Here is a 25,225-nt window from a genome sequence, read left to right on the forward strand (position 1 = left end):
ATAACCCGTCATTGGGCTCTACATCCGTCATCTGACCGCCATGGATGGCGGAAATGCCGGAAAATTCGGGCACTATTTTCCGGCCATGACGAATGACCCCTCGCAGCAGCTTGCTTCCGGCGTCCCCCCTCAGATGGGTAGCAACAACGAGCGCTTAGTGAATCGGCATCGTGAAGTGGTTGGTTTCTTCCCGAATGCCGCTTGGCCAACGCTGGGTCACGGTCTTCATGCGGGTGTAGAAGCGCACGCCGTCGCTGCCGTGCATGTGCAGCGGACCAAACAGCGAGCGCTTCCAGCCGCCGAAGCTGTGGAAAGCCATGGGTACCGGGATCGGTACGTTGACGCCGACCATGCCGACCTGGATCTGCTCGCAGTACTGACGCGCGGCGTCGCCATCGCGAGTGAAGATCGCCGTGCCGTTGCCATACTCGTGGGCGTTGATCATGGTCACCGCCTCGTCGAAGCTCGCCGCGCGGGCGATTGCCAGCACTGGGCCGAAGATCTCCTCGCTATGGATGCGCATGCCCGGCTTGACGTGATCGAACAGAGTGCCGCCGACGAAAAAACCGTTACCGGCGTTGTCGAGGGTGGTCTCGCGGCCGTCGACGACCAGTTCAGCGCCTTCCGCGACGCCGGTGTCGATGTAGCTCTTGACCTTCTCCAGATGCTCTCTGGTGACCAGCGGGCCCATGTCGTGCTCGGGGCCGTCGGCCAGACCAGGGCCGACGCTGAGAGTACCCAACCGCTCGATGAGCTTCTCGCGCAGGCGGCTGGCGGTCTCCTCGCCGACCGGCACCGCCACCGAGATCGCCATGCAGCGCTCGCCGGCACTGCCGTAGGCGGCGCCCATCAGGGCGTTGATGGCCTGGTCGAGGTCGGCATCGGGCATGATCACCATATGATTCTTGGCGCCCCCCAGCGCCTGGACGCGCTTGCCGTGGGCCGATCCGGTGGCGTAGATATACTCGGCAATCGGCGTGGAGCCGACGAAGCTCACCGCCTGGACGCGCTCATCGGTGAGCAGCACGTCGACGGCCTCCTTGTCGCCATTGACCACGTTGAAGACGCCGTCGGGCAGGCCCGCCTCGGTCAACAGCTCGGCCAGGCGCAGGGGTGTCGACGGGTCCTTCTCGGAGGGTTTCATGACGAAGGTATTGCCGCAGGCCAGGGCGATGGGGAACATCCACATCGGCACCATCGCCGGGAAATTGAACGGCGAGATGCCGGTACACACGCCCAGGGGCTGCATCAGCGAGAAGCTGTCGACACCGGTGCCGACGTTCATCGAGTGCTCGCCCTTCTGCAGGTGCGGGATACCGCAGGCGAATTCCACAACCTCCAGCCCTCGGGTTAGTTCACCCTTGGCATCGGAGAACACTTTGCCGTGCTCACTGGAAATCAGCCGTGCCAGCTCGTCGGCGTGCTCCTCGACCAGTGCCTTGAACTTGAATAGGATACGCGCGCGCTTGAGCGGCGAGACCTTGGACCACTTGGCGAATGCTTCGTCGGCGATGTGCACGGCCTCGTGGGTCTGTTCGGCTGAGGCCAGTGCGACTTGGGCTGTCTGCTCGCCGGTGGCAGGGTCGTAGACGGGGGCAAAGCGTTCGCTGCGGCCGGTCACGGAATTGCCGTTGATGTAGTGATGGATCTGGTTCATGACGTTACCTTCGATGAGTCAGTAATCTCTGCGAGTGAGGAGGCATCCTGCGACCCGCTCATGTCTCGATGGTGAAGCCTGCCTGCTCGGCCAGCGAACGTAGATTCTGGTAGCCCATGCGTGCATAGGTCAGCGGATGAGCGACCTGCGGGTCTTGTTCGGCCTCGACCACCAACCAGCCCTGATAGCCGACCTCGCTGAGGTGCTGGAGGGTGGGCAGAAATTCGACGTTACCGTCGCCCGGAACGGTGAACAGGCCGTCGAGCACACCGTCGAGGAAGCTCTTGTCGCGGTTGCGCACCTCCTTGAGCACCGGAAAGCGGATATCCTTGCAATGCACATGGTTGATGCGCGAGGCATATCGCCGGGCAATCGCCAGAGGATCGCCGCCGGCGCCCACCAGGTGGCCGAGGTCAAGGAGCAGGCCCACCGAATCGCGGGTCGAGTCCATTAGCCGCTCGACGTCGGCCTGACTCTCCACCACCGTCCCCAGGTGGTGGTGATAGGCCATCTGCACGCCCTGTTCCTTGAGGTAGTCACCGACGATATTCAGCCTTTCGGTGAGCCGCGCCCATTCGTCTTCGCCGAGATGGGGGCGTTGGGATAGCGGATTCGACTGGTCACCGTGCACGCAGTGGGTGACCTCGCAGAACACCATCACCTGGGCGCCACACTGCTTGAGTAGCTCGAGGTGATCCTTGACTGCCTCGATCTCTTCCTCTGGGCTGCGTTCCAGTAGCCGGCTGGAATACCAGCCGGAGACCAGCGACAGGTCATGGTCGCCCAGCACCTTCGATAGGGCGTCGGGGGTGCGGGGAAACTTGTGACCCAGTTCGAAGCCGCTGAAACCGGCCTCGCGGCCCTCGGACAGGCAGACTTCCAGTGGCGTGTCACCGCCCAGGCTGGGCAGGTCGTCGTTGGTCCAGGTCAAGGGGTTGATACCCAGTCTTACGCTCATGGCGAACTCCCGAAAGTAACTGTTGATGATGTCGTGATGAGAGCCGTTACTGATTCTTCCATTGACGTGCCTTATAGGACTCGTAGCGACGACGGGCCTCCTCGACCTCGCTGCGCTCGGAAACCTCGGCGACGGCCACGTCCCACCAGGAGCCGCCGTCCTCGGTATCGACCAGCGGGTCGGTGTCCAGGGTGATCACGTAGCTGATGCTCGATGCCTTGGCGCGTTCCAGCGCCGCTTCCAGTTCACGGATGTTGCCGACCTTCTCGGAACGTGCTCCCAGCGCTGCGGCGTGGGCAGCGAAATCGGTCTTGGGCGCGCCGCCCTCGACGCTAAGGCAGTCGTCGAGCAGATTGTTGAAGCCGGGACCGCCACAAGCCTGCTGCAGGCGATGGATACAGCCGTAACCACGATTATCGAGCACTACGGCGACGATCTTGTGGCCGAGCATCACCGAGGTGGCAATCTCGGAGTTGAGCATCAGGTAGGAGCCGTCGCCGACCATCACGAACACTTCTGCATCGGGTTTGGCCATCTTGGTGCCCAGGCCACCGGCCAGTTCGTAGCCCATGCACGAATAGCCGTATTCCATGTGATAGCCGCGGGCGTAGCGGGTACGCCATAGCTTCTGCAGCTCGCCGGGCAGGCCACCAGCGGCGCACACCACGATATCGCGCTCACCGGCGGCGCGATTGACGGCGCCCACCACCTCGGCATCGGTAGGCAAGTCGGTCCCACGGTTCGTGGTGGCGATGTCGACGGTCTTGTTCCAGTCGTTGCGCAGCTTGGCGGCCTGTGCGACCCATCCCTCGTCGGGTTGCCAGCCGGCCAGACCGTCGACCAGTTCAGGCAGGGTGAGAAGGGCGTCGCCGACCAAGGGCTGGGCCTTGTGCTTGACGGCATCGAACGAGGCGACGTTGAGACACACTAGTTTGGCCTCGGGGTTGATCATGGCCCGCGAACCGGAGGCGAAGTCGCCCAGCCGGGTCCCCACGGCAACGATCAGATCGGCCTCGGCGGCCAGAGTGTTGGTAGAGAACGCCCCGGTGACGCCGATGGTGCCCATGTTCTGCTCATGGTCCCAGGGCAGGGCACCCTTGCCGGCCTGGGTTTCGCTCACCGGCAGGTGGTAGGTGGACACCAGCGCGTCGAGCGCCTCGCGAGCCTCGGCGTAGTGCACGCCACCACCGGCGATCACCAGCGGCCGTTTGGCCTGCTTGATCAGCTCGATGGCGCGGGTCAGCTCACCACGGTCGGCGTTCTGACGGCGCGGGCGATGGATCTTCTCGGCGAAGAAGTGGCTCGGGTAGTCGTAGGCCATGGTCTGCACGTCCTGCGGCATGGCCAAGGTGACCGGACCGCACTCGACGGGGTCGGTCAGCACGCGGATCGCTTGGGGCAGCGAGGTGAGCAACTGCTCGGGGCGAGTGATGCGATCAAAGAAACGACTGACCGGTTTGAAACAGTCGTTGGTGGTCAGGGTGTGGTCGTGAAAGGTCTCAATCTGCTGCAGCACCGGGTCGGGCAGGCGCGTGGCGAAGGTATCGCCCGGCAGAAACAGCACCGGCAAACGGTTGACGTGGGCCACCGCGGCGGCAGTGACCATGTTGGTTGAGCCGGGGCCGGCGGAGGCGGTGCAGGCCATCATCTGTCGCCGGTCGAGGGTCTTAGTATAGGCGATGGCGGCATGCGCCATGCCCTGCTCATTGTGGGCACGGTAGGTCGGCAACTGGTCGCGGACGTGATAGAGCGCCTCGCCCAGCCCGGCGACGTTGCCGTGGCCGAAGATCGCCCAGCAGCCGGCGAATAGCGGCTTGATCTCGCCATCGATCTCGACTTTCTGGGCCGTCAGGTAGCGAATGACGGCCTGGGCCATGGTCAGGCGAACGGTATTCATGACAAGACTTCCTCTGAGTTGGGCTGTGCGGTGCGTAGCCGCTGCCATTCCTCGATCAGCTCGGCGTAGTTGCCGGCGACCCGCTCGATCAGCTGCGCATCGTCGATTCGACCGGCCAGCCACTCGTGGCTGGGGGCGGCGAACAGTGTGCGGCCCACGGTGAAGCCCTTGCACTGGTCGTGACGTGCGGCAATGGTGAAGCCGAGCTTCATGTCCGCCATGGGGGCATCGAGACCTAGCAGCACCACGCCGCGGCAGTGCGGGTCCTGATCGTCGATGGCCTGGCTGACCGCTTCCCAGGCGGCATCAGACATCGACGGCAGCTTCCACCAGTCGGGGCGGATGCCCAGGTTGTAGAGGCGCGTCAGTGAGCGGGACAGCGTCCGATCGTCGATCTCCGAGGCCTCGGGGAGGATCACCTCGATCAGCAGCTCCAGGTTGTTGGCACAGGCGGCCTGGTAGAGCTGGCGCAACCGGGCTTCCTGCTCGAGACGCAGCGCCAGCTCATCGTCCGGGTGATAGAATACCAGGCACTTGATGATGTGCTCGCTCGGCCAGTGGCGGAAGGTGTTTCCCAGGTCGTCGCCATGCTGGAAGCGCAGCGGTCGCGAGCCGGGCAGCTCGACCGGACGGCCGATCCACCAACCCTTGCCACTTGCGTCGTTGAGGGCATCCTGGCCGAACACGTCATCGACCAGGATGGCCGGGCTCTTCAGACCTGTGCGTCGTGCACCTTCCTCGGCGGCCTTGACCAGCAGCTGCTTGAGCGTGGGAATGCGGGCCGGGTCGGCCTTGACGTCGCGGGCCATATCGGTGAGCTGACGGCGGTGATCGAAGGCCAGTCCGCACACCTGCGGCCAATCGGCGGGTACACGGGTAGTCACGCGGTGCAGATGATTGAGGCGCTTGTCCTGATCGGGGCGTTTCACTGAGGCGCGGCGACTCAGGTAGTCGAATAGCTCTTCCTCGGTGGGCATGGCCGGCGCGCAGCCATGGCGAGATACGACCAGTGCGCCGCAGGCGTTGGCGTAGGTGGCGCTGGTTTCCCAGCTCTCGCCCTTGAGCCAGCCTCGGAGTAAGCCGCTCATGAAGGCGTCGCCGGCGCCGAGCACATTGAGAACTTCGACCTTGACGCCCTCGACCAGGATGCCGTCCTCGATACGTTCGGGAATCTCGCCTTCGAAGACCACGCAGCCCAGCGCGCCGAGCTTGCAGACCAGCGTGGCGTCACTGATCTTGCGGACGTTACGCAGCGACTCAAGGGTATCGACGCTGCCGCCGGCGATGTGGAACTCCTCCTCGGTGCCCACGATCAGGTCGAAATCGCCAAGCCAGTGCCGCAGATGCTGGGTGACTTGATCATCGGCAATGAAACGCGTTTCGCCGTCACCGGGATTGGTGAGTCCCCAGAGTACCGGGCGATAGTCGATGTCCAGGACCCGCTTCACGCCATGTCGCGCCGCCGCGTCGAGTGCCTTGCGACAGGCTTTCTGGGTGGTATCGGTGGACAGGTGGGTGCCGGTGATGGCCAGCGCTTGAGCCCGGGCAATGAAGTCTGGGTCGATCGCCTCGGCGTCAATGGCCATGTCGGCGCAGTCGCGGCGGTAGAACAGCAGTGGGAAGCTGTCGCGATCCTTCAGAGCCAGGAGTACCAGTCCGGTATGCCGCTCAGGATCGGTCTGCAGGGCACTGGTATCCACCCCGGCGCGTTCGAGCTCCTCGCGCACGAAGTTGCCCATCTGCTCGTTACCAACGCGTGACAGCATGGCCGACTTGAGTCCTAGGCGGGCCGTGCCGTAAGCCATGTTGCCGGAGCTGCCGCCCAAGTACTTGGCGAAGCTGGAGACATCTTCTAGGCGACTGCCGATCTGTTCGGAATACAGGTCAACGGCAACTCTGCCCAGGCAAATCAGGTCCAATGACTCGGTATTGTTCATAGCGTTTTCCTACGTTAGGCCGCCACCGTATGCCTGCTTGCACGTACGCGTTGTGTCAGGTACTGCCGGCCAGTGATGGTGTAGTCACGTCAGGCGTTTCGTTAAAGATAAATATAGAATTTAAGTTTCAAAAATTCAATAAATAGAATAAAAATTCCTTTTACGCTTCGAGCGCCATCCTCGAGCCGCTAAACGGCCTGTCACAATCTGTGTGGCAGGAGGTGTCGGGGGAGCCAAAGGGATTGCATGCTTGGGCATGCCGGCCTCGTTCCGGCCCGCCTTGCAGTTGACAAGACGGGCTGCTATAGCTCCCGGGACGGGTCAGGCGTAGAAGGCGGGTCGCTCGGGCATCTCGATCTTTTCGATCTGCCCGCTTTCCTGCGCCTTGACGCAGGCGTCGCTGGCAATGGCCGCGGCATAGCCATCCCAGGACGATGGACCGCCGACTGTGTCGCTGGCCGCCCCGTCGATGAAGGCTTGCAACTCGACATCGAAGGCCTCGCCGAAGCGTTTCTTCCAGTCCTGCAGGATCTCGTTGCTGCGTTGCCCGGCTTGGCGGAGGGTCAGGCTCTGTGGCTCCGGCAGGTGCGCGATGCCTTCCTCGCCGACCACATCGCACTGAATGTCATAGCCGTACTGGCAGTTGACGAAGACCTCGACATCGATGCGTACGCCCTGAGTCGTCTCAAGCAGTATGATCTGGGGATCCTCGACCTTGCCGTGAGCGTGCCGGGTCTTGCGCGGAAAGATAACTTGAGCGGTGGCATAGTCGTCGTTGAGCAGCCAGCGGAAGGTGTCCAGTTCGTGGATCAGGGTGTCGTGGATCGCCATCGGCGTGACATAGCGTTCGGGCACCGTGGGGTTGCGGTGGGCCGCATGAATCATCAGCGGCTCGCCGAGGCGGTTGGCCTCGATGGCTTCCTTCATGAGCTGGTAGCCACTGTCGTAGCGACGCATGAAGCCGACCTGAACCCGACGTTTGCCGGCCTCGATCTCGGCATCGATGATGTTGCGACAGCCTTGTGCGGTCGTGGCCAGCGGCTTTTCGCAGAAAACGTATTTGCCTGCCTGGATTGCGGCGAGAACATACTCTTCGTGAGTCGGCCCCCAGGACGTCACCATGACGGCGTCGACGTGTTCAGCCTGGATCAACTCCAGACCGTTGTCGTAGACCTTGGCGTCCAGGCTGAGGCGGTCGACCATGGTTTGGGCCTGTTCCTGATTGACGTCGGTGACGGCGGTGATCTCGCCGCCGGTGAGTTGCTGGGAGATGCGGCGAGAGTGTTCCTCGCCGATCATCCCGGTGCCGATGACTCCGATTCTGACTGTCATGATGTTGTCTCCGAATTATTTCCAGTATTTGTCGACGTAGCGCTGGATCTCGTTGCGCATGAAGCGAGAGGATTCCTCGGCCTTTTCTTCCCAGCCGAAGACGCAGGCGGTCATGATGCCGTCGAAGCCGACGTCGGCGAGTGTCTTGAAGAACAGCTCCCAGTTGACCTCGCCTTCACCGATGTTGAGATGCTGGTGAACGCGGGCGGTGGATCCGGGGGGGTTGATGATGTAGCGCAGCCCTGAGGAGGCCTTGTGATTGAAGGTGTCGGCGATATGCACATGAGCCAGCACCGGTGCGCAGTCGCGGATCATCTGTTCCATGTCGTCGCCGAAGTGGAAGGTGTGCGGCGCGCAATAGAGGAACTTGACGTTGTTCGAGTTGACCGTACGGATCATATCCACGGCCGGGTGCAACGTTTCGACGAAGTCATCGGGGTGGGGCTCGACGTTGAGCTGGATGCCTTCACGCTCGAAGATCGGCACCAGCTCTTCCATGGATCGCCACCAGGATGCCTCGCTGGACTCGGTGGTCGCCCCGCCCTGGCAGCAGCTGGAGCAGCTACCTCGTTCCGGGTGCGGGCCGCGCCCCATTTCGGAGTTCATGGTGTCGACACCCAACTCCACGGCGATCTCGATGGCCTTTTTCCAGTATTTTACCGCCGCCTGACGCTCGTCCTCGTGCGGGCTGGCCCAGCGATACATGGGTAGCAGCGAAGAGAGCTGGACGTCGTGGTCCTTGAGCGACTTCTTGAAAGCGTTCAGGCGCTCGGGATAGACGCGGGGATGCACGAACCAGTCGAGGAAATCGGCACGTGGCGATAGTTCGATGTGTTCGTAGCCCAGTTCGGCCGCCAAACGCGGCAGGTCGTTGAGCGGGACATGGCGGTGCATGAACGGATCCAGGGCGATTTTCATGCGGAGCTCCTCAAAATCGGCATTTATTCATTGATTCCGCGGTCTAGGCGGTCAGCTTGCGGCAAATCTCGTCCATGCTTTCCTGAATGGCCGTGAACGGGTCGTCCAGGTTACAGACCGCAGGTGCAAAGGGTTCGAAGGAAATGTAGCGGTCATAGCCGGCCGACAGCAGTTGCTGTACTTGGGCGATGCTGCCAAGGCGGTCGTGAGGGCCAACCAGCAGGCGGTGTTCATCGAGCATTGTCTCGAAGTCGACCGATTGGTCCTCGACACCGGAGACGTGCACCAGACCGGTATGTTCGGGGAAGAGGGCCTGTTCCCCGGCGCCGGCATGGTGAAAGGTGTCATGCACAAGGCTGAAGCGATGTGAAAGCTCGAGTTCGCGGATCGTGTCGACGGCGGCCTGCTTGCTACGCAATGAAGAGATCGGGAACCCCAGCGGCTCGACGAAGCCCTGCAGGTCGTAGCGCCCAAGAATACGATCCAGCGCGGTTAGCGCTTCCTTGAGGCCATCACGTTTTTCTTGCTCGGAGGCGTTGTGGTCGGCCCCGACCAAGGGACACAGGACTAGGCCGCGACCACCACAGGCATCGACCAGTTGAGCCAGGTTCTCGGCCTGTTCGGCATGCTCGTCGTTCCAGATGTTGAATGGATAAAGGGCATTGATGCTCAGGATCTCGATACCTTGGTCACGTGCCAGACGGCCTGCCTCCCGGGCCTGGTCGAGTGTCTTGATGCTGTTATCGCCGACGTCGTTGCGTAACTCGATCGCGCTCAGGCCCAATTGGGTAGCGCCGTCAATCAGTTCTCTCACACTCAGGCGCGGACAGATCATGTGGTTCAAGGCAAAACGTGGGGCGTGTTGGGACATGGTGCTTCTCTCTTGACTGGCGAGCTAAGACGCAGGCTCCGGCCATGCCGGCGCGCAAGCGTTGGATTGGAATGAGGTTAGAATATGCGTTCCATTAAATCAATATTTGGAAAATTCCATCTTGCATGGGCGTGTATTTTTTAACCGGGTGATAAAAAATCCTTTTAAAACAATTATTTGTATATTTTCCAATGCTTCGTTGGAATGTGGCCTGAGAGGATGATTAGGCATGGCTCTGCGACCAAAGATGTAGTGGGGGCGTAGGGGGTGAAATTGATCGGAGAAAAAGATCCAGGGCGCAAACAATCGACCCTCTATAGTGAGTGCCGGGTGGGGGCGGCGTTCATGTATCTTGGAGACTGATTGTTCTATACTTTGGTATGTGTGGAATTTTTATTCCATTTTGCCTAGGCTGTCATTTAGTCAGCAGGCTATGTCCGGTGCATCGAACTCGGAGAACAGGCTTCAATGAATCAGTTACCACAAGACTTTGCCGAACTTGAAGCGCGCATCACGGCCGAGTACGGGGCCTTGAGCCGGCGCTTGCAGCAGACGGCGCGCTTTCTGCTTGATCATCCCCAGGAAGTGGCTTTTGCCACGGTGGCCAAGCTGGCCGAACGTGCCGGTGTAACGCCTTCGACATTGATCCGCTTTGCCAACAACTTCGGCTTCAAGGGCTTCTCGGACATGCAGCAGCTATTCCGAACCCGATTGGTCGACGAGTTGCCCAACTACGCCGAGAGGATCCGTGCGGTGCGCACGGCGACTGGCGAGACCCCCGACAGCACCCAGCTTCTCTGGGAGTTCTCCGAGGCCAACCGCGAGGTGCTCGAGGCCTTGCCCAGCCGTATCGATCCGCACGAGCTCGAACGGGCCCTGGATGTACTCGAGCGCGCCGAGATCGTCCATGTGCTGGGTGCACGGCGAAGCTTCGTGGTGGCCAGCTATTTTGCTTATGCCCTGCACCATATCGACAAGCGGGCCTTCCTGATCGATGGCCTGGGAGGGATGCATGGCGAACAGACGAAGGCCGTCGGTATCCGGGATGCCATGCTCGTAGTGAGTTACTCGCCATACGCCCAGGAAACGCGGGATGCCGCAGCCGAGGCCAAAGCGCGCGGAATCCCTATGGTGGTGATCACCGACTCCAGCCTGAGCCCGCTGGCGCGGATGGCCGATATCAGCCTGGTAGTGCATGAAGCGGAAGTGAAGAGCTTTCGTGGCCTGACGGCATCGCTATGCCTGGCGCAGACGCTGGCGATTGCCCTGGGGGTGCGTCAGGACAAGGCGAATGAGCCAGCCCAGGATGAGCCGCAGTCGAAGGGATGACGGCAACGTTCTATGACCAAGAAACGATCTAATCGAATGATAGGAGGGCAGCGCTAATGACTTCACTACTGGTTCGCCCCCAGCAGCCCGACGAGCAGGGCAAGGTGCTCGAAGTGACACCGGAATCCGCCGGTTGGGAGCATGTCGGTTTTCGCGTTCACAAGCTCGAGAAGGGGCAGTGTCTCGAGGCCCATACCGGCGGGCGGGAGCACTGCCTGGTATTGCTCTCCGGCAGGGCCAGCGTCACCAGCGGTCGCCATCGCTGGGAAGATATCGGCGAGCGTATGGACGTCTTCGAGAAGATTCCGCCCTATGCCGTCTATCTGCCCGACGGGGTGGGCTTCAGCGTCGAGGCGCTGACCGATCTTGAAGTGGCGGTATGCAGTGCGCCAGGGCAGGGTAATCACGAGGCGCGGTTGATCGAGCCTGACAACGTCAAGCGGGCGACCCGTGGCACGGGCAGTAACACCCGGCACATCCAGGACATCCTGCCGGAGACCGAGCCCGCCGACAGCCTGCTGGTGGTCGAGGTCTACACACCGGCCGGCAACTGGTCGAGCTACCCGCCGCACAAGCACGACGTCGACAATCTACCCGAGGAATCGATCCTCGAGGAAACCTACTACCATCGCCTTAATCCCTCGCAGGGCTTCGCCTTCCAGCGGGTCTACACCGACGATCGCTCGCTGGACGAAAGCATGGCGGTGGAGGACGGCTGCGTGGTGATGGTGCCGCGCGGTTACCATCCGGTGGGCGCGGCGCACGGCTACGAGCTCTACTACCTCAACGTCATGGCCGGCCCCAAGCGGGTCTGGAAATTCCAGAACGATCCCGACCATGAATGGATTACTAAGCAGCAATGAAGACATGAGCATTAGAGCCCATGCCTAATGTCTCATGGCCATTGTGTGATTGGCTGCAGCTCACGAGGCGGCGGGCGTTTCGGTGGTGCGTTGACGATCCCCCAAGGGGCTTTGTCCGAAATAGCGTTTGTAATCGCGGCTGAACTGCGAGGCGCTCTGATAGCCCACTTGGCTGCCGGCCTGCGCCACTTGGTAGCCTTGCTGAGTGAGCAGCAGACGCGCCTTGAGTAGCCGCAAGCGCTTGAGGTACTGCATCGGTGCGAGTTGCGTCGTGCGCTTGAAGTGATGGTGAAAGTGCGAGGCGCTCATGTTGACGCGCTGTGCGAGGCTTTCCACGTTCAAGGGTTGGGTATATTGCTGGTGCAAGAAAGTCAGCGCCTCGGCGATGCGGGAATATTGACCGTGATGGGCCACCAGCTGGCGCAACGAGGCGCCCTGGGGGCCGCGCAGTGCGGCGAACAGCACCTCGCGGATGCGGCCATCGCCCAGCGCTGCGGCCTGTTCGTGGTCGTACAGGCAATCGATCAGCCGCATGACGCTATCGCCCATGTCCGCATCCATGTCGACGGCTGCCATGGGGGCGGGCATGCGCGTTGGGGGTGTCGAGGGCAGGCGTCGGACCAGCTCGCCGAGCATCGCCATGTCGAGACTCACCGAAAGCCCCAGCAAGGGCGCCGTATCGCTGGCATGGGTCTCGCATTCGAAGGGCAGCGGCATGGCCTGAATCAGATAGTGGCCGGCGCCATAGTGGATGATGCGATCCTCGAGGTAGCCGGTCTTGTTGCCTTGCACGATGATCACCAGGCTTGGTTCGTACATCAGTGGCGTACGCGCGTGCCCGCAGTGCGAGGTGATCAACTGCACGTCGGGCAGGGAGGTGGCGGCGAATCCTTCCTGGGTCGCCAGCGGGGCCAGGCGCGATGCCAGACGTTCTTCCTGCGTGTGCTCGACGGCAGCACGCGTGGGACTCGGGGCGTGGGGGCGTAGCAGGGTCATCGGCATCTCCTCGGCGATAGCGAACGCCGCCATAGGATAACATCGTGCATGAAATTTGCCGTCTGGCATGATTGTCGTGTGGGAGGCGAGCAGTATCTGGCAAACATTGCACAGAATCGGGCATGGTCGAGACGCCGTGTCGCGCCCACACTGTCGGCGTCCGTGATCGAGGCTCGGTATCGCTCGCGCCTGACGCCGAGCCACTACGCGATTGCATTCACCATTCATAGGATATTCGCTATGCCAGAAGCTACGGGCTATGCAATGCACTCTGCGGAGTCAGCACTCGAGCCGTTTGCCTTCGAGCGCCGCACGCCGCGTCCCGACGATGTCGCCATCGAGATCCTCTACTGCGGCGTTTGCCACAGTGATCTGCACTTCGCACGCGACGACTGGGGAATGGCGCAGTATCCGATCGTGCCGGGCCACGAGATCGTCGGTCGGGTCACCTCCGTCGGCAGCGATGTCGCCAATTTCAAGGAAGGCGATGTGGTCGGCGTGGGTTGCATGGTCGATTCTTGCCGTCATTGTCAGGCGTGTGGCGATGGTTTGGAGCAGTACTGTGCCGAAGGTTTCACCATGACCTACGGCAGCCCTGATCGGCACGACGGCAGCCTTACTCAGGGCGGCTATTCCGACCGGGTCACGGTCAGCGAGCGTTTCGTGCTGCGCATGCCGGAAGGCATTGACCTTAAATCCGCCGCGCCGCTGCTGTGCGCCGGTATCACCACCTATTCGCCGCTCAAGCATTACGGCGTCAAGCCGGGGCATAAGGTCGGCGTAATCGGTATGGGCGGTCTCGGCCATATGGGGGTCAAGCTGGCTCAAGCGCTGGGCGCTGAGGTCACGCTGTTCACGCGCTCCGAGAGCAAGGTCGCCGAGGCCAAGTCCAACGGCGCCGATCACGTGGTGGTCTCTACCGACGAGGAGCAGATGGCGGCGGTCACCGAGACCTTCGACTTCATGCTCGATACCGTGCCGAACGAGCACGACCTGAATCCGTACCTGCAAGCCTTGAAGTACGACGGCACGCACATTCTGGTCGGGCAGATGCAACCATTGGAGCCTGGCGTGGCGGGCGCCAACCTGATCTTCCGGCGCCGTGTGCTGGCCGGTTCACTGATCGGTGGGATTCCCGAGACGCAAGAGCTGCTGGATTTCTGCGCCGAGAAGGGCATCACCTGCGATGTCGAGATGATCGATATCCAGAACATTAATGAAGCCTGGGATCGCATGCAGAAAGGCGACGTGCGTTATCGCTTCGTCATCGACATGGCATCGATGCAGAACGGCTGAAAAAGTCGCGATAACTTACCAGTGATCGTGTCAGGCGCGGGCTATGCCCGCGCCTTTTAATTGTTGATGCCTCTTCCTCGCTCCAGCGTGGTGCTCAGTCTCGTAGACGCGTCAATCCTTCCTGGGCTACCGACGCCACCAAACGTCCCTTTCGATCATAGACGCTGCCGCGTGCGAACCCACGCGCCCCACCGGCCCACGGGCTTTCCATGTCATACAGCAGCCAGTCGTTGATGGTCACGTCGTTGTGGAACCACACGGCATGATCGAGACTCGCGATCTGCAGCCGGGGGTCACCGAAAAAGGTGTCGTGCGAGACGAGGCTGGTGGTCAGTAGATTGAAATCGGAGCTATAGGCAAGCAGGTAGCGATGCAGCGAGCCATCCTCGGGCAATTCGCCAGCGAGGCGGAACCACAGTCGCTTGCGCGGCATGTCGGTGGTGGTATCCGGAAAATGCAGGAACTCGATGGGATGGCCGTCGAAACGCTGTACCTCGGCGCCAGCTTCGAGTAGCGCTTGGGGTGACTCGAGGTCGGGCATCTCGCGCTGGTGGCCGAAGCCCGGCTCCTCGCCCTGGAACGAGGCGCTGCAGAAGAAAATGGTCTTGCCGTTCTGGATGGCGCTGATACGCCGGGTGGTGAAACTCCCACCGTCGCGTACGCGATCGACCTGATACACTACCGGGCGTTTGGCGTCGCCGGGACGTAGAAAGTAGCCGTGCAGCGAGTGGGCGCGGCGCGTCGCATCGACCGTGCGGGTGGCAGCAGAAAGCGCTTGGCCGAGCACCTGGCCGCCAAACAATTGAGGAAGGCCGAGGTCTTGGCTACGACCGCGAAACAGGTCCTCCTCCAAGGATTCCAGGCCCAATAGATCGACGAGGGTGGCGAGTGGTTGCGTCATGCCGGCATCCTTCTGATGGCTCGTTTTCATACGACTGTTCCAATTCTACCAGCATACCGGAGTGCCCCTGTCATGCGCAGCGATACCTTCTACATGCACCGTGCGCTAGATCAAGCGCGCATGGGGTTGGAAGCAGGCGAGGTGCCGGTGGGCGCGGTGGTGGTCGAGCCGAGTGGCGAGATCGTGGGCGCGAGCTTCAATGCTCCGGTGTCGTGCCATGATCCGAGTGGGCATGCCGAGGTGCGCGCCTTGCGCGACGCCGCCGCGCATCTGGGCAACTATCGGCTGGATAGCTGCACGCTCTTCGTCACCTTGGAACCTTGCATGATGTGCGCCGGGGCGATCATTCATGCGCGCGTGACTCGGGTCGTGTACGGCGCTGCCGAACCCAAGAGTGGCATGGTCGAATCACGGGCCAACTTGTTTGCCCAGCCTTGGTTCAATCATCGCGTGCAAGTGGAAGGCGGGCTGTTGGCTACGCGCGCGACGCGACTCCTTCAGGCCTTTTTCGCTGCCCGGCGCGAGTGAGTTAGAGCACCGGGGGGACGGTGTCGAAAGGCGTTCCCTGAAGCATCGGATCCTCGCGTTCGCCGAGCTGGTGGAATTGGCGCCGACTGCGATCCACGTAGTTGAGAATTTCGTAATAGCGACGAATGTTGCGCACGTAAATCACCGGTTCGCCGCCACGCGCGTAACCATGATGGACCTTGCTGTACCACTGGCGCTTTTGCAGCAGGGGCAATGCCTTGCGTACGTCTGCCCAGTTGTAAGGGTCGCCGCCCTGCATTTCGGCGATCTTCTGAGCATCGTAAAGGTGCCCCAGGCCGACGTTGTAGGCGGCAAGCGCCATCCAGGTACGGTCCGGCTCGGTGATCTCTTCCTGCAGGCGACCCTTCACATGGCCAAGATAGATGGCGCCGCCCTCGATGCTCTGTTCGGGGTCGAGTCGGTTGCTCACCCCGACCTCGGCGGCGGTGGCGTTGGTCAGCATCATCAGGCCGCGCACGCCGGTCGGTGAGGTTGCACGCGGCTTCCAGTGCGATTCCTGGTAGCCCAGTGCAGCCAACAGTTTCCAGTCGAAGCCGGAATCGCGCGCCGCTTGCTTGAAAGCGTCTTCATAGCGCGGCAGGCGGTTTTGGGCATGACGGATGAAAAGGCTCGCCCCCACATATTCGAGATAGTTGTCATGACCGAAGTAGCGAGCGATCAAATCTGCCAGCTCGCCGTGTTCTCTCAGACGTGCGATAAACTGATTGGCGGCTTGCAGGAGCGCCACGCCGCTGTTTTTGGGGAGTGCCCACACCAAGCTTTGCGTGTCGCCCAGAGGAAAGCCGCTCTCGACATCGGGAAAGAACAGCCGATTGAGCTTGAACTGATGGGCATAGACGACGGCGGCATCGAGCTCGCCGTTTTCGACCATTTCGATGAGGTCGGTGACTTCCAGTTCGTCGGTTTCTTGCCACGTCAACTCGGGAAGGGACTCTTGTAGGTCGCGTAGCGCGTGGCCGGTTCCCGAGCCGCGCAGCGCGGCGATATCCAGCCCCAGGAGGTCTTCCGGAGCCTTGGGAGGGGCAATGCCATGGCGATAGATGACCATGGGCTGCATCGACATGATCGGGCGGGTGTAATTCACTCCGGGTTCGGCAGGGTCGAGCGCCAGGGTGGCGGCGCCGACGTCGGCACGGCCATCGCGCACGGCACTGAGTACCTCGCCGATGCTGCCTTGGTTATCGATCGACAGGCTGACGTCCAGTTCCTCGGCGAATTGCCGTACCAGCTCGTATTCGAACCCCGTCGGGCCGTGGCGACCTTCGTAATAGGTCGACGGCGTATTGCGAGTGAATACCTGGATAAAATCACGCGAGAGAACCTCCGACAACGCGGCGTCCCGAATTGGAAGCGTGCGGCCGTCGGGAATCAGTAGCGCCAGCAGGGCGACGAGTGCGGTCGCGGCTGGACGCATGTAGCGCAAGAGAGCATCGAGCATGCCAGTTCTAGTCAGCGATGAGAGGGGCCACCTTAGCGGGCGTTGTGTCTTGTGTCACCTGGCAGGGATTCCACGCAATGGGTGAGGGCGTGAAGGCGTCTTCGCCCGTCGGAGCCTTTTCCAGTATCATGATCGCTCATTGGCCGCCGCCCGCGGCATCGTCTACTTGCTGTCCCAGAGGCCTATTCGACATGCTCGAACTGCGAGGAGCGCCCGCCCTTTCCGCCTTCCGTCATGCCAAACTGCTAGCCGCGCTGCGTGATGCCGTGCCCGAGGTCGAGGCGCTGCATGCCGATTACGTTCATTTCGTCGACCACCAGGATACGCTCGATGACGCGGCGCAAGAGGTGCTGGCGCAGTTGCTGAGCTACGGTCCCGTCCGTGATGGTGAAGATGCTGAGCACGAAGGGCACCTGTTGTTGGTCGTGCCGCGCCTGGGCACGCTATCGCCGTGGTCATCGAAGGCCACCGATATCGCCCACAACTGCGGTTTGACGCAGATTCGCCGGATTGAGCGCGGCATCGCCTACCGTGTGACGCTCAAAGGCTCGCTCGACGAGGCGGCCTTCGCGAGTTTGGTAGTGGCGCTTCATGACCCGATGACGGAAACGGTGCTGGCCAATGCGAGCGACGCGGTCAAGCTCTTCGAGCGCCATGAGCCTGCGCCGCTGGGGCGTGTCGACGTGCTCGGCGGTGGGCGTGCTGCGCTGGCCGAGGCCAATGATGCACTGGGGCTGGCGTTGGCCGACGATGAGATCGACTACCTGCTCGATGCCTTCCAGGGACTCGATCGCAATCCCACCGATGTCGAACTGATGATGTTCGCGCAGGCCAATTCCGAGCACTGCCGGCATAAGATCTTCAATGCCGATTGGCATGTCGACGGCGAGGCGCAGCCGCATTCGCTGTTCAAGATGATCAAGAACACCTATGAATGTTCCAGCGACGGTATCCTTTCCGCTTATAGCGATAACGCCGCCGTGATTCGTGGCACCGAAGCTGGACGCTTCTTCGCCGCGCCTTGGCTACCGGGCCGCGAGCAGGAAGCGCGCTACGCGGCGACACAGGAGCCAATTCACATCTTGATGAAGGTGGAAACCCACAACCACCCGACGGCTATAGCGCCGCACCCCGGCGCAGCGACCGGCGCCGGCGGCGAGATTCGTGACGAAGGCGCCACGGGCGTTGGCGGCAAGCCCAAGGCCGGGCTGACCGGGTTTGCGGTCTCCAATCTGCGTATTCCCGAGTTCGTGCAGCCCTGGGAAGCCTTCGATTACGGCAAGCCTGCACGCATTCAGTCGGCGCTGGACATCATGCTGAAAGCGCCCATCGGTGGTGCGTCGTTCAACAACGAGTTCGGCCGCCCCAACCTGACCGGCTTTTTCCGCACCTTCGAGCAGGACGCAGAGGGTGCCGGCGGCATCGAACGGCGTGGCTACCACAAGCCGGTAATGCTGGCCGGCGGCTACGGCAATATTCGCGAGGGCCATGTCGCCAAGGGCGAAATTCCGGTCGGCGCCAAGCTGATCGTGATGGGCGGCCCGGCGATGCTGATCGGCCTTGGCGGTGGCGCGGCGTCGAGCATGGCCTCGGGTGCCTCTAGTGAGGATCTCGACTTCGCCTCCGTGCAGCGTGACAACCCGGAAATGGAACGCCGTGCCCAGGAGGTCATCGACCGCTGCTGGGCGCTGGGCGATGATAACCCCCTCTGCTTCATCCACGACGTGGGTGCTGGAGGGCTTTCCAACGCCTTGCCGGAACTGGTCAAGGATGGTGGTCGCGGCGGACGTTTCGAGTTGCGTGACGTGCCCAATGCCGAGCCCGGCATGAGCCCGTTGGCCATCTGGTGCAGCGAGGCCCAGGAGCGCTATGTGCTGGCGGTGGCACCGGACGATCTCGAGGCGTTCGATGCGCTGTGTGCGCGTGAACGCTGCCTTTACGCTGTGGTCGGCGAAGCCACCGAGGCACACCATTTGGACATCCGTGACGGGCATTTCGACACCCGCCCCGTCGACCTCCCGATGAGCGTGCTGTTCGGCAAACCGCCCAAGATGACGCGTTCCTTCGAGCGCCGTTCATCGGTCATGCCGGGACTGGGACTCGACAATCTCGACCTGCGCGAGGCGCTGGATCGTGTGCTACGCCTGCCGACGGTGGCGTCCAAGAGCTTCTTGATCACCATTGGCGATCGCTCGATCACGGGGATGGTGGCTCGCGATCAAATGGTTGGCCCCTGGCAGGTGCCGGTGGCCGACTGCGCGGTGACCACGGCGAGTTTCGATACGCATGCGGGTGAGGCCATGGCGCTCGGCGAGCGACCGCCGGTAGCACTGATCGATCCGGCGGCCAGTGCGCGCTTGGCGGTGGCCGAGGCGATCACCAACCTGGCAGCGGCACCGATCGCCAAGCTTTCCGACGTCAAGCTCTCCGCCAACTGGATGAGTGCTGCCGAGCACGTCGGCGAGAATCAGGCCTTGTTCGATGCCGTGCACGCGGTGGGCATGGAACTCTGCCCGGCGCTCGGCATCGCCATTCCGGTGGGCAAGGACTCGATGTCCATGCGTACCGCGTGGCAATCCGATGACGAGGAGAAAAGCGTCACCGCGCCGCTGACGCTCGATATCACCGGTTTCGCCCCGGTCACCGATGCCATGCGCACCCTGACCCCGCAGTTGCGACTGGATCAGGACGAAAGCGACCTGATCCTGATCGACCTGGGGCGCGGTCAGAATCGTCTCGGTGGGTCGGCATTGGCACAGGTGTATGGGCAGGTCGGTGATGTGTGTCCCGATCTCGAGGATGCCGAGGACCTTAAAGCCTTCTTCGCCGTCATTCAGGGTCTCAACGCCGACGGCAAGCTGCTCGCTTACCACGACCGCAGCGACGGCGGCTTGCTGGTGACGTTGCTGGAAATGGCCTTCGCGGCGCGCGGCGGGTTGGAGATCAAGCTCGACTGGCTGATCGACGACGCTTATGAAGCCTTCGATGCCCTGTTCGCCGAGGAGTTGGGGGCGGTGATTCAGGTCAATCGCCGCGATACCGAGTTCGTGCTCGCCCAGCTCGCGGCCGCAGGACTCGAAACCAGCGGTGTAGTCGCCCGGCCTCGCTATGACGATCAGGTGCGCGTCACGCTCTTCGAAGAGCCGCTTCTCGAAACCACGCGGGCCATCGCGCAGCGTACCTGGACCGAGACCAGCTACCGCATGCAGGCGCTGCGCGACAATCCGCAATGCGCCAAATCCGAATTCGATGCCTTGCTCGATCTTCGTGATCCGGGTCTTTCGGCGCACCCGAGCTTCGATGTCGACGACGACATCGCCGCGCCCTATGTCGGACGCGGCGAGAAACCCCGTGTGGCGGTGCTGCGCGAACAGGGCGTCAACGGGCATGTCGAGATGGCGGCGGCCTTCGATCATGCCGGCTTCGCGGCCATCGACGTGCACATGAGCGATATCCTCGAAGGGCGCGTCGACCTGGCGACCATGAAGGGACTGGTCGCCTGTGGCGGCTTCTCGTACGGTGACGTGCTCGGCGCTGGCGGTGGCTGGGCCAAGTCGATCCTGTTCAATGGCCGCGCCCGCGATGCCTTCGAAGGCTTCTTCCAGCGTGATGACAGCTTCTCGCTGGGCGTGTGCAACGGCTGCCAGATGCTTTCGCAGCTCAAATCGTTGATTCCCGGTGCCGAGGACTGGCCGCGTTTCGTGCGCAACGAGTCCGAGCAGTTCGAGGCGCGCGTGAGCATGGTTCAGGTCGAGAAGAGTCCCTCGATCCTGCTGGCTGGCATGGAAGGCTCGCGCCTGCCGATCGCCGTGGCGCACGGTGAAGGGCGCACTGAGTTCCGCGATAGTGGCCATTTACGCAGCATGCAGACCAGCGACCAGATCGCCATGCGCTACGTGGACAACTACGGCCAGGTAACGACACGCTATCCTGCCAACCCCAATGGCTCCTCTTCGGGGATCACGGGACTGACCACACCGGATGGACGCGTGACGATCATGATGCCGCACCCCGAGCGCGTGGCCCGTGCGGTCACCAACTCCTGGCGTCCCGCTGAGTGGCAGGAAGACGGCGCCTGGATGCGCCTTTTCCGCAACGCACGTGCCTGGCTGGGCTAAAAGAACAGGCAGGACCGCGGCCAAGGATACTCCTCAGGGCCGCGGTCGCTCGCTGAGCGAGCGCGAGCGTTATTCGGGGCGTGTGGCCGTGTAGAAGAAGCGCACTTTCGGCTCGTCGGCGAGCAGTGGTTCGCTACCTTCCTTGAACGGCGCGTAGTGGGGCATCTGCATATGGTGCTCGAAGGCGGCGCGGTCGCGATAGACCTCGTGCAGCACGACGAGGTTGTCGCTGCCTTCCGGCGTCAGCACGTCGAATGCTAGACAACCTTCTTCATTGGCCAGGGATTCGTTGGCGTCATTGTGCGCCAGGGCGAGAAACGCAGGTACTTGGCCTTCCTTGAGATGGAACTCGGCGAGTACGACGAAATGCGATGTGGTCGAGGACATGTGGTCTCCGCTGGAAAAGAAAATGATGAATGCCTTGTCGGCACGGGGTCAGGCGTCTCGCGATGCGCTGGTCGACGTCTCGAGATGTGCTTCCAACTCGTCGAGGGCATGGCGATAGTTCGCGACGAGTCGGTCGTAGCGCCCGAAGTCATGGCCGCAATCTTCACAAAAGACGTGGTACTGGCCCTCGCGACCGGGAGGGAAGCGCTTGGCACGGCTACCGCAATCGGGACAGTCGGGGCTGGTGGGTGCTTGCATGAGACCTCCTGAGAGTCGATGTTGCTGCGATTCGATAACACCATGACATCGCGTTGTACTCATGAAATCGGGGCGCCCGGTGGCAAGATCAAGGCGTAGGCTGCCACCGTGGCCTTGTCGGCGATGCTAACATTCGCCTTTTGTCCCGTGGATGTCCCGCATGAGCGCGCCCTCGCTTCGTCCCTACCAGCATCAGGCCGTCGATAACGTCATCGCACATTTTCAGCGCGGCGATGATCCCGCTGTGGTGGTGCTGCCGACCGGTAGTGGCAAGTCGCTCGTTATCGCCGAATTGGCGCGACTGGCACGCGGCCGGGTATTGGTGCTGGCACACGTTCGGGAACTGGTCGAGCAGAACCACGCCAAGTACCGCGCCTATGGCCTGGAGGCAGATCTGTTCAGTGCCGGGCTGGGGCGCAAGGAGAGCGAGCGCCAGGTGGTCTTCGGCTCGGTGCAGTCTGTGGTCAGGAGCCTGGAACGTTTCGAGGCCCACGAAGCGTGGGGGGCGTTCACCCTGCTGATCATCGATGAGTGCCACCGCATTCCGCCGGGGGCGTCGGCGGGCAAGGTCCGGGATGACAAGGGTGCGTCGAGCTATCATCAGGTGATCGCGCATCTGCGGCGCCACAATCCGCGCCTCAAGGTGCTGGGCCTGACTGCGACGCCGTATCGTCTGGGCCAAGGCTTCATCTATCACCGTCATCACCACGGCATGGTACGCGGTGACGCGGACTGCTTCTTTCAGGATTGCGTGTTCGAGCAGCCACTGCGGCTGATGGTCAACCAAGGCTATCTGGCGGCGCCAAAGCGTGTGGATGCCGCGCTGTATGCCGAGGATGGCGAGCAGACCCGGTATGACTTCTCGCGGCTGTCGCCCGGTCGTGGCGGTGGCTTCGAGGAGGCGGAGCTGAACCGCGTCGTGCAGGGAAATCGGGCGACGCCGGGCATCATCGCCGAGGTTGTCGAGCAGGCGCGCGAGCGACGCGGCGTGATGATCTTCGCGGCCACGGTGGCGCACGCGCGGGAAATCATGGGCTATTTGCCGGCGGTGCAGGCGGCACTGATCGTGGGCGCGACGCCAGGGCAGGAGCGCGAGGCGCTGATCGAGGACTTCAAGGCGCAGCGGCTGAAGTATCTCGTCAACGTGGCGGTTCTCACCACCGGCTTCGATGCGCCGCACGTGGATCTGATCGCGATCCTGCGGCCCACGGAGTCCGTCAGTCTGTATCAACAGATCGTCGGGCGCGGTTTGCGCCTGGCGCCGGGCAAGGAGGATTGCCTGATCCTCGATTACGCGGGTAATCCCTGGGACTTGTATGCGCCGGAGGTCGGCGAGCCCCGGCCCGATTCCGACGCCGAGCCGGTGCAGGTCGAATGCCCGGTATGCGAGCATGCCAATCTGTTCTGGGGCAAGCGCGATGGCGAACTGGTCATCGAGCATTACGGCCGTCGCTGCCAAGGCCTGCTGGAAGACACGGATGGCCAGCGCCGGCAGTGCGACTTTCGCTTTCGTTTCAAGGTCTGCGATCAGTGCGGTGCAGAAAACGACATCGCCGCGCGCGCCTGCCATCAATGCGGCGAGCGCATGGTCGATCCCGACGACAAACTCAAGGCCGCGCTGCGCCTCAAGGAAGCCAAAGTGCTGCGCGTCTCGGGAATGCAGTTACAGGCGGTCACCAACGGCCGCGGGCTGCCCCGCCTGAAGGTGACCTACCATGACGAGGACGGCGCCACGCTCGACGAATGGTTTGCGCTGGAAACTGCCGCTCAGCGTCGCGCCTTCACCCTGGCCTTTCTGCGCCATCACCTGCGCGCACCGGGGATCGACTGGCAGCCACGCTCGGCGGAAGACGTCATCGCCGGAGAGCAGCGGCTCAAGGCCCCGGATTTCGTCGTGGGACGCAAGGTCGGTCGTTACTGGCAGATCCGCGATAAGCTTTTCGACTACGCGGGGCGCTACCGCAAGGCCGATGAAGCGGGCTAAGGGGCGAAAACTGACGATTCAAAGCGAACTTGTCTGTACGCGCTGTAGAGTATCTTGACGGCTTCCTGGATCTGGCTGTTGTCGAGAGCGCCATACCCGAGCCGGAATGCACGCGGTGGCATGACATCCACGGTGAAATATTCTCCTGGAGTCACGGATAATCCTTGCCGCTCAGCTTCATGTGCCAAGCTACGTATGTCGACGCCGCAGGGAAGACGGAGCCAAATGGCCAGGCCACCCGTAGGAAGATTGAAGTCTATTGCTTCGCCGAATGCAGCATGAAGTGTATCGGCCATTATATCTCTGCGGGCACGATACAGCTGGCGACCCTTTCTCGTATGGCGTGCCAGCTCGCCGTTCGTCATCAGCTCGGCAATCGCCATTTCCAGGGGGAGGTCACCCTGACGGTCAATGACCGACCTCACTTCCAGCATGGGGTCTAGCAGGTTGGGTGGTGCATGGACGTATCCAACTCTGATTCCCGGGCTGAGTAATTTGGAAAGAGACCCTATATAAATGACTTGCTCGTTCTCGTTGGCCATGGAGGCTATTGGGTGAACGGGGCGTCCTTCAAAATGATACTCGTGATCGTAGTCATCCTCTATCAAAACAAGGCCGTATCGCCGGGCTAGCTCTAAAAGCCTAAGGCGTCTGGCAGCCCCCAAGGTCACTGTGGTGGGATATTGATGGTGGGGCGTGATATAGACCGCGCGTATTTCAGGATTAGCTTTCAAAGCGTTCTCCAACGACTCAACGCAGATCCCCTTGTCGTCAACAGGTATACCTATAACGCGTGCACCTGTGGCGAGAAAAGCTTCCCGGGCCTGCGGATAGCCAGGGTCTTCCATCGCAATGGCGTTGTCCTGCGACAGAAGTGTTCTAGCCGATAAATAAAGGGCCATCTGACTACCGCGGGTCACCAGGAGGTGCTCCGCGGCGTAATGCTTACCTCGATGTGAAGTCAAGTAATCGGACAATGCTTGGCGCAAGGCTGCATTACCCATCCCGTCTTGGTAATCCGAACGCTGTTGGAAGTCAGGGCGTAGCAGGGCGCGTCGGAATGCGCGTGCCAACGCCTTCGACGGCACCAACCGTGTATCGGGAGCCCCATCATTGAATGAGAGAGAAGGCGTCGGTGAGGAGACAGAACCCCTCTGCGTGGCCCGTACTGAATGAGATGGTTCAGGTGGCTCGCTGCTCTGCGGCAGATCCCGAGAGATGTAAGTTCCACTAGCGGGGAGGGTCTCGGCCCAACCTTGGGCTATCAACTCCTGATAAGCAGCGTCGACGGTATTGCGGTTGACTGCTAGTTGACGTGCTAGCGTCCGTGTCCCGGGAAGTCGTGTTTCCGGTGGAAGGCGTCCACTCCGGATATCGCGGATAATCGCCTTGGCAATGACTAGGAAAAGCGGCGCTTGGCTATTGCCGTCTAAGTCTAACGAAAAGGTGATAGTCGACATATGACCTTGGCATCTGGCCTAGTTAAAATTTAAAAACTGGCACTTATCATCAGGCCAGAGGCCTCCCAGACTCAAT

The 25,225-nt window shown here is 61.8% G+C and carries 19 protein-coding genes; 6 read left to right on the forward strand and 13 right to left on the reverse strand.

The window, feature by feature from the left end; all coding sequences use genetic code 11:
• Nucleotides 1–154: 154 nt before the first annotated feature.
• The 7 genes from SR908_RS11560 to SR908_RS11590 all read right to left on the reverse strand — a co-directional run bounded on the left by SR908_RS11560 (nucleotide 155) and on the right by SR908_RS11590 (nucleotide 9,570).
• Nucleotides 155–1,657, reverse strand: a complete 1,503-nt coding sequence (locus tag SR908_RS11560) for a CoA-acylating methylmalonate-semialdehyde dehydrogenase (protein WP_246924318.1) — start codon at nucleotides 1,655–1,657, stop codon at nucleotides 155–157.
• Nucleotides 1,658–1,715: 58 nt separating this feature from the next.
• On the reverse strand, nucleotides 1,716–2,615 hold the full coding sequence (gene iolE / locus SR908_RS11565; protein ID WP_246924321.1) for a myo-inosose-2 dehydratase: 900 nt from the start codon (nucleotides 2,613–2,615) through the stop codon (nucleotides 1,716–1,718).
• Between the two features lie 46 nt (nucleotides 2,616–2,661).
• A complete protein-coding gene (gene iolD, locus SR908_RS11570; protein ID WP_246924334.1) occupies nucleotides 2,662–4,512 on the reverse strand; it encodes a 3D-(3,5/4)-trihydroxycyclohexane-1,2-dione acylhydrolase (decyclizing) in 1,851 nt (616 codons plus the stop codon).
• On the reverse strand, nucleotides 4,509–6,449 hold the full coding sequence (locus SR908_RS11575; RefSeq protein ID WP_246924346.1) for a bifunctional 5-dehydro-2-deoxygluconokinase/5-dehydro-2-deoxyphosphogluconate aldolase: 1,941 nt from the start codon (nucleotides 6,447–6,449) through the stop codon (nucleotides 4,509–4,511). The genes iolD and SR908_RS11575 overlap by 4 nt, the downstream gene beginning before the upstream one ends.
• Before the next feature lie 321 nt (nucleotides 6,450–6,770).
• Nucleotides 6,771–7,781 (reverse strand): Gfo/Idh/MocA family protein, encoded by a 1,011-nt coding sequence (locus SR908_RS11580; protein WP_246924349.1) that lies wholly within the window; start codon nucleotides 7,779–7,781, stop codon nucleotides 6,771–6,773.
• 15 nt (nucleotides 7,782–7,796) lie between these two features.
• Complete coding sequence (locus tag SR908_RS11585) at nucleotides 7,797–8,699, reverse strand: sugar phosphate isomerase/epimerase family protein (protein WP_246924353.1); 903 nt, start codon at nucleotides 8,697–8,699, stop codon at nucleotides 7,797–7,799.
• A 43-nt stretch (nucleotides 8,700–8,742) separates the two neighbouring features.
• Nucleotides 8,743–9,570 carry a TIM barrel protein gene (locus tag SR908_RS11590; RefSeq protein WP_246924357.1) on the reverse strand — a complete coding sequence of 276 codons (828 nt, stop codon included), beginning with the start codon at nucleotides 9,568–9,570 and terminating at the stop codon, nucleotides 8,743–8,745.
• A 468-nt stretch (nucleotides 9,571–10,038) separates the two neighbouring features.
• On the opposite strand from SR908_RS11590, the gene SR908_RS11595 reads away from it, so the two are divergent.
• Entirely contained in the window at nucleotides 10,039–10,899 is an 861-nt protein-coding gene (locus SR908_RS11595; RefSeq protein ID WP_246924360.1) for a MurR/RpiR family transcriptional regulator, read from the forward strand.
• Nucleotides 10,900–10,955: 56 nt separating this feature from the next.
• Nucleotides 10,956–11,762 carry a 5-deoxy-glucuronate isomerase gene (gene iolB, locus SR908_RS11600; RefSeq protein ID WP_246924374.1) on the forward strand — a complete coding sequence of 269 codons (807 nt, stop codon included), beginning with the start codon at nucleotides 10,956–10,958 and terminating at the stop codon, nucleotides 11,760–11,762.
• Nucleotides 11,763–11,822: 60 nt separating this feature from the next.
• Here iolB and SR908_RS11605 read toward each other — a convergent pair whose 3' ends face one another.
• A complete protein-coding gene (locus tag SR908_RS11605) occupies nucleotides 11,823–12,758 on the reverse strand; it encodes an AraC family transcriptional regulator (RefSeq protein ID WP_246924377.1) in 936 nt (311 codons plus the stop codon).
• Between the two features lie 240 nt (nucleotides 12,759–12,998).
• Here SR908_RS11605 and SR908_RS11610 point away from each other — a divergent pair, with 240 nt between their 5' ends.
• Complete coding sequence (locus SR908_RS11610) at nucleotides 12,999–14,054, forward strand: NAD(P)-dependent alcohol dehydrogenase (protein ID WP_246924380.1); 1,056 nt, start codon at nucleotides 12,999–13,001, stop codon at nucleotides 14,052–14,054.
• A 94-nt stretch (nucleotides 14,055–14,148) separates the two neighbouring features.
• Here the strand turns inward: SR908_RS11610 and SR908_RS11615 are convergent, their stop codons facing one another.
• Nucleotides 14,149–14,955 (reverse strand): acyl-CoA thioesterase, encoded by an 807-nt coding sequence (locus tag SR908_RS11615; protein ID WP_246924383.1) that lies wholly within the window; start codon nucleotides 14,953–14,955, stop codon nucleotides 14,149–14,151.
• 72 nt (nucleotides 14,956–15,027) lie between these two features.
• Here SR908_RS11615 and tadA point away from each other — a divergent pair, with 72 nt between their 5' ends.
• Complete coding sequence (gene tadA, locus SR908_RS11620; RefSeq protein WP_246924386.1) at nucleotides 15,028–15,483, forward strand: tRNA adenosine(34) deaminase TadA; 456 nt, start codon at nucleotides 15,028–15,030, stop codon at nucleotides 15,481–15,483.
• 1 nt (nucleotide 15,484) lies between these two features.
• On the opposite strand, the gene mltF is transcribed toward tadA, so the two are convergent.
• On the reverse strand, nucleotides 15,485–16,942 hold the full coding sequence (gene mltF, locus SR908_RS11625; protein WP_246924388.1) for a membrane-bound lytic murein transglycosylase MltF: 1,458 nt from the start codon (nucleotides 16,940–16,942) through the stop codon (nucleotides 15,485–15,487).
• Nucleotides 16,943–17,133: 191 nt separating this feature from the next.
• Between mltF and purL the strand changes: the two genes are divergently transcribed.
• On the forward strand, nucleotides 17,134–21,060 hold the full coding sequence (gene purL, locus SR908_RS11630; RefSeq protein WP_246924391.1) for a phosphoribosylformylglycinamidine synthase: 3,927 nt from the start codon (nucleotides 17,134–17,136) through the stop codon (nucleotides 21,058–21,060).
• Nucleotides 21,061–21,129: 69 nt separating this feature from the next.
• Here purL and SR908_RS11635 read toward each other — a convergent pair whose 3' ends face one another.
• Together SR908_RS11635 and SR908_RS11640 are read right to left on the reverse strand one after the other, a co-directional pair.
• Complete coding sequence (locus SR908_RS11635; protein WP_246924394.1) at nucleotides 21,130–21,447, reverse strand: putative quinol monooxygenase; 318 nt, start codon at nucleotides 21,445–21,447, stop codon at nucleotides 21,130–21,132.
• Nucleotides 21,448–21,495: 48 nt separating this feature from the next.
• A complete protein-coding gene (locus SR908_RS11640) occupies nucleotides 21,496–21,705 on the reverse strand; it encodes a hypothetical protein (RefSeq protein ID WP_097022797.1) in 210 nt (69 codons plus the stop codon).
• Nucleotides 21,706–21,856: 151 nt separating this feature from the next.
• Here SR908_RS11640 and SR908_RS11645 point away from each other — a divergent pair, with 151 nt between their 5' ends.
• Entirely contained in the window at nucleotides 21,857–23,689 is a 1,833-nt protein-coding gene (locus SR908_RS11645) for a DEAD/DEAH box helicase (RefSeq protein ID WP_246924398.1), read from the forward strand.
• On the opposite strand, the gene pdxR is transcribed toward SR908_RS11645, so the two are convergent.
• A complete protein-coding gene (gene pdxR, locus SR908_RS11650; RefSeq protein WP_246924401.1) occupies nucleotides 23,686–25,149 on the reverse strand; it encodes a MocR-like pyridoxine biosynthesis transcription factor PdxR in 1,464 nt (487 codons plus the stop codon). The two genes, SR908_RS11645 and pdxR, sit on opposite strands and share 4 nt — an antisense overlap.
• Between the last annotated feature and the right edge of the window lie 76 nt (nucleotides 25,150–25,225).

Source organism: Chromohalobacter canadensis (assembly GCF_034479555.1).
GTDB lineage: Bacteria > Pseudomonadota > Gammaproteobacteria > Pseudomonadales > Halomonadaceae > Chromohalobacter > Chromohalobacter canadensis.

What these genes read in the sequence shown, in the direction of transcription:
- SR908_RS11560 (WP_246924318.1), bottom strand. Translation starts at nt 1,657, where the DNA reads ATGAACCAGATCCATCACTACATCAACGGCAATTCCGTGACCGGCCGC.
- iolE (WP_246924321.1), bottom strand. Translation starts at nt 2,615, where the DNA reads ATGAGCGTAAGACTGGGTATCAACCCCTTGACCTGGACCAACGACGAC.
- iolD (WP_246924334.1), bottom strand. Translation starts at nt 4,512, where the DNA reads ATGAATACCGTTCGCCTGACCATGGCCCAGGCCGTCATTCGCTACCTG.
- SR908_RS11575 (WP_246924346.1), bottom strand. Translation starts at nt 6,449, where the DNA reads ATGAACAATACCGAGTCATTGGACCTGATTTGCCTGGGCAGAGTTGCC.
- SR908_RS11580 (WP_246924349.1), bottom strand. Translation starts at nt 7,781, where the DNA reads ATGACAGTCAGAATCGGAGTCATCGGCACCGGGATGATCGGCGAGGAA.
- SR908_RS11585 (WP_246924353.1), bottom strand. Translation starts at nt 8,699, where the DNA reads ATGAAAATCGCCCTGGATCCGTTCATGCACCGCCATGTCCCGCTCAAC.
- SR908_RS11590 (WP_246924357.1), bottom strand. Translation starts at nt 9,570, where the DNA reads ATGTCCCAACACGCCCCACGTTTTGCCTTGAACCACATGATCTGTCCG.
- SR908_RS11595 (WP_246924360.1), top strand. Translation starts at nt 10,039, where the DNA reads ATGAATCAGTTACCACAAGACTTTGCCGAACTTGAAGCGCGCATCACG.
- iolB (WP_246924374.1), top strand. Translation starts at nt 10,956, where the DNA reads ATGACTTCACTACTGGTTCGCCCCCAGCAGCCCGACGAGCAGGGCAAG.
- SR908_RS11605 (WP_246924377.1), bottom strand. Translation starts at nt 12,758, where the DNA reads ATGACCCTGCTACGCCCCCACGCCCCGAGTCCCACGCGTGCTGCCGTC.
- SR908_RS11610 (WP_246924380.1), top strand. Translation starts at nt 12,999, where the DNA reads ATGCCAGAAGCTACGGGCTATGCAATGCACTCTGCGGAGTCAGCACTC.
- SR908_RS11615 (WP_246924383.1), bottom strand. Translation starts at nt 14,955, where the DNA reads ATGACGCAACCACTCGCCACCCTCGTCGATCTATTGGGCCTGGAATCC.
- tadA (WP_246924386.1), top strand. Translation starts at nt 15,028, where the DNA reads ATGCGCAGCGATACCTTCTACATGCACCGTGCGCTAGATCAAGCGCGC.
- mltF (WP_246924388.1), bottom strand. Translation starts at nt 16,942, where the DNA reads ATGCTCGATGCTCTCTTGCGCTACATGCGTCCAGCCGCGACCGCACTC.
- purL (WP_246924391.1), top strand. Translation starts at nt 17,134, where the DNA reads ATGCTCGAACTGCGAGGAGCGCCCGCCCTTTCCGCCTTCCGTCATGCC.
- SR908_RS11635 (WP_246924394.1), bottom strand. Translation starts at nt 21,447, where the DNA reads ATGTCCTCGACCACATCGCATTTCGTCGTACTCGCCGAGTTCCATCTC.
- SR908_RS11640 (WP_097022797.1), bottom strand. Translation starts at nt 21,705, where the DNA reads ATGCAAGCACCCACCAGCCCCGACTGTCCCGATTGCGGTAGCCGTGCC.
- SR908_RS11645 (WP_246924398.1), top strand. Translation starts at nt 21,857, where the DNA reads ATGTCCCGCATGAGCGCGCCCTCGCTTCGTCCCTACCAGCATCAGGCC.
- pdxR (WP_246924401.1), bottom strand. Translation starts at nt 25,149, where the DNA reads ATGTCGACTATCACCTTTTCGTTAGACTTAGACGGCAATAGCCAAGCG.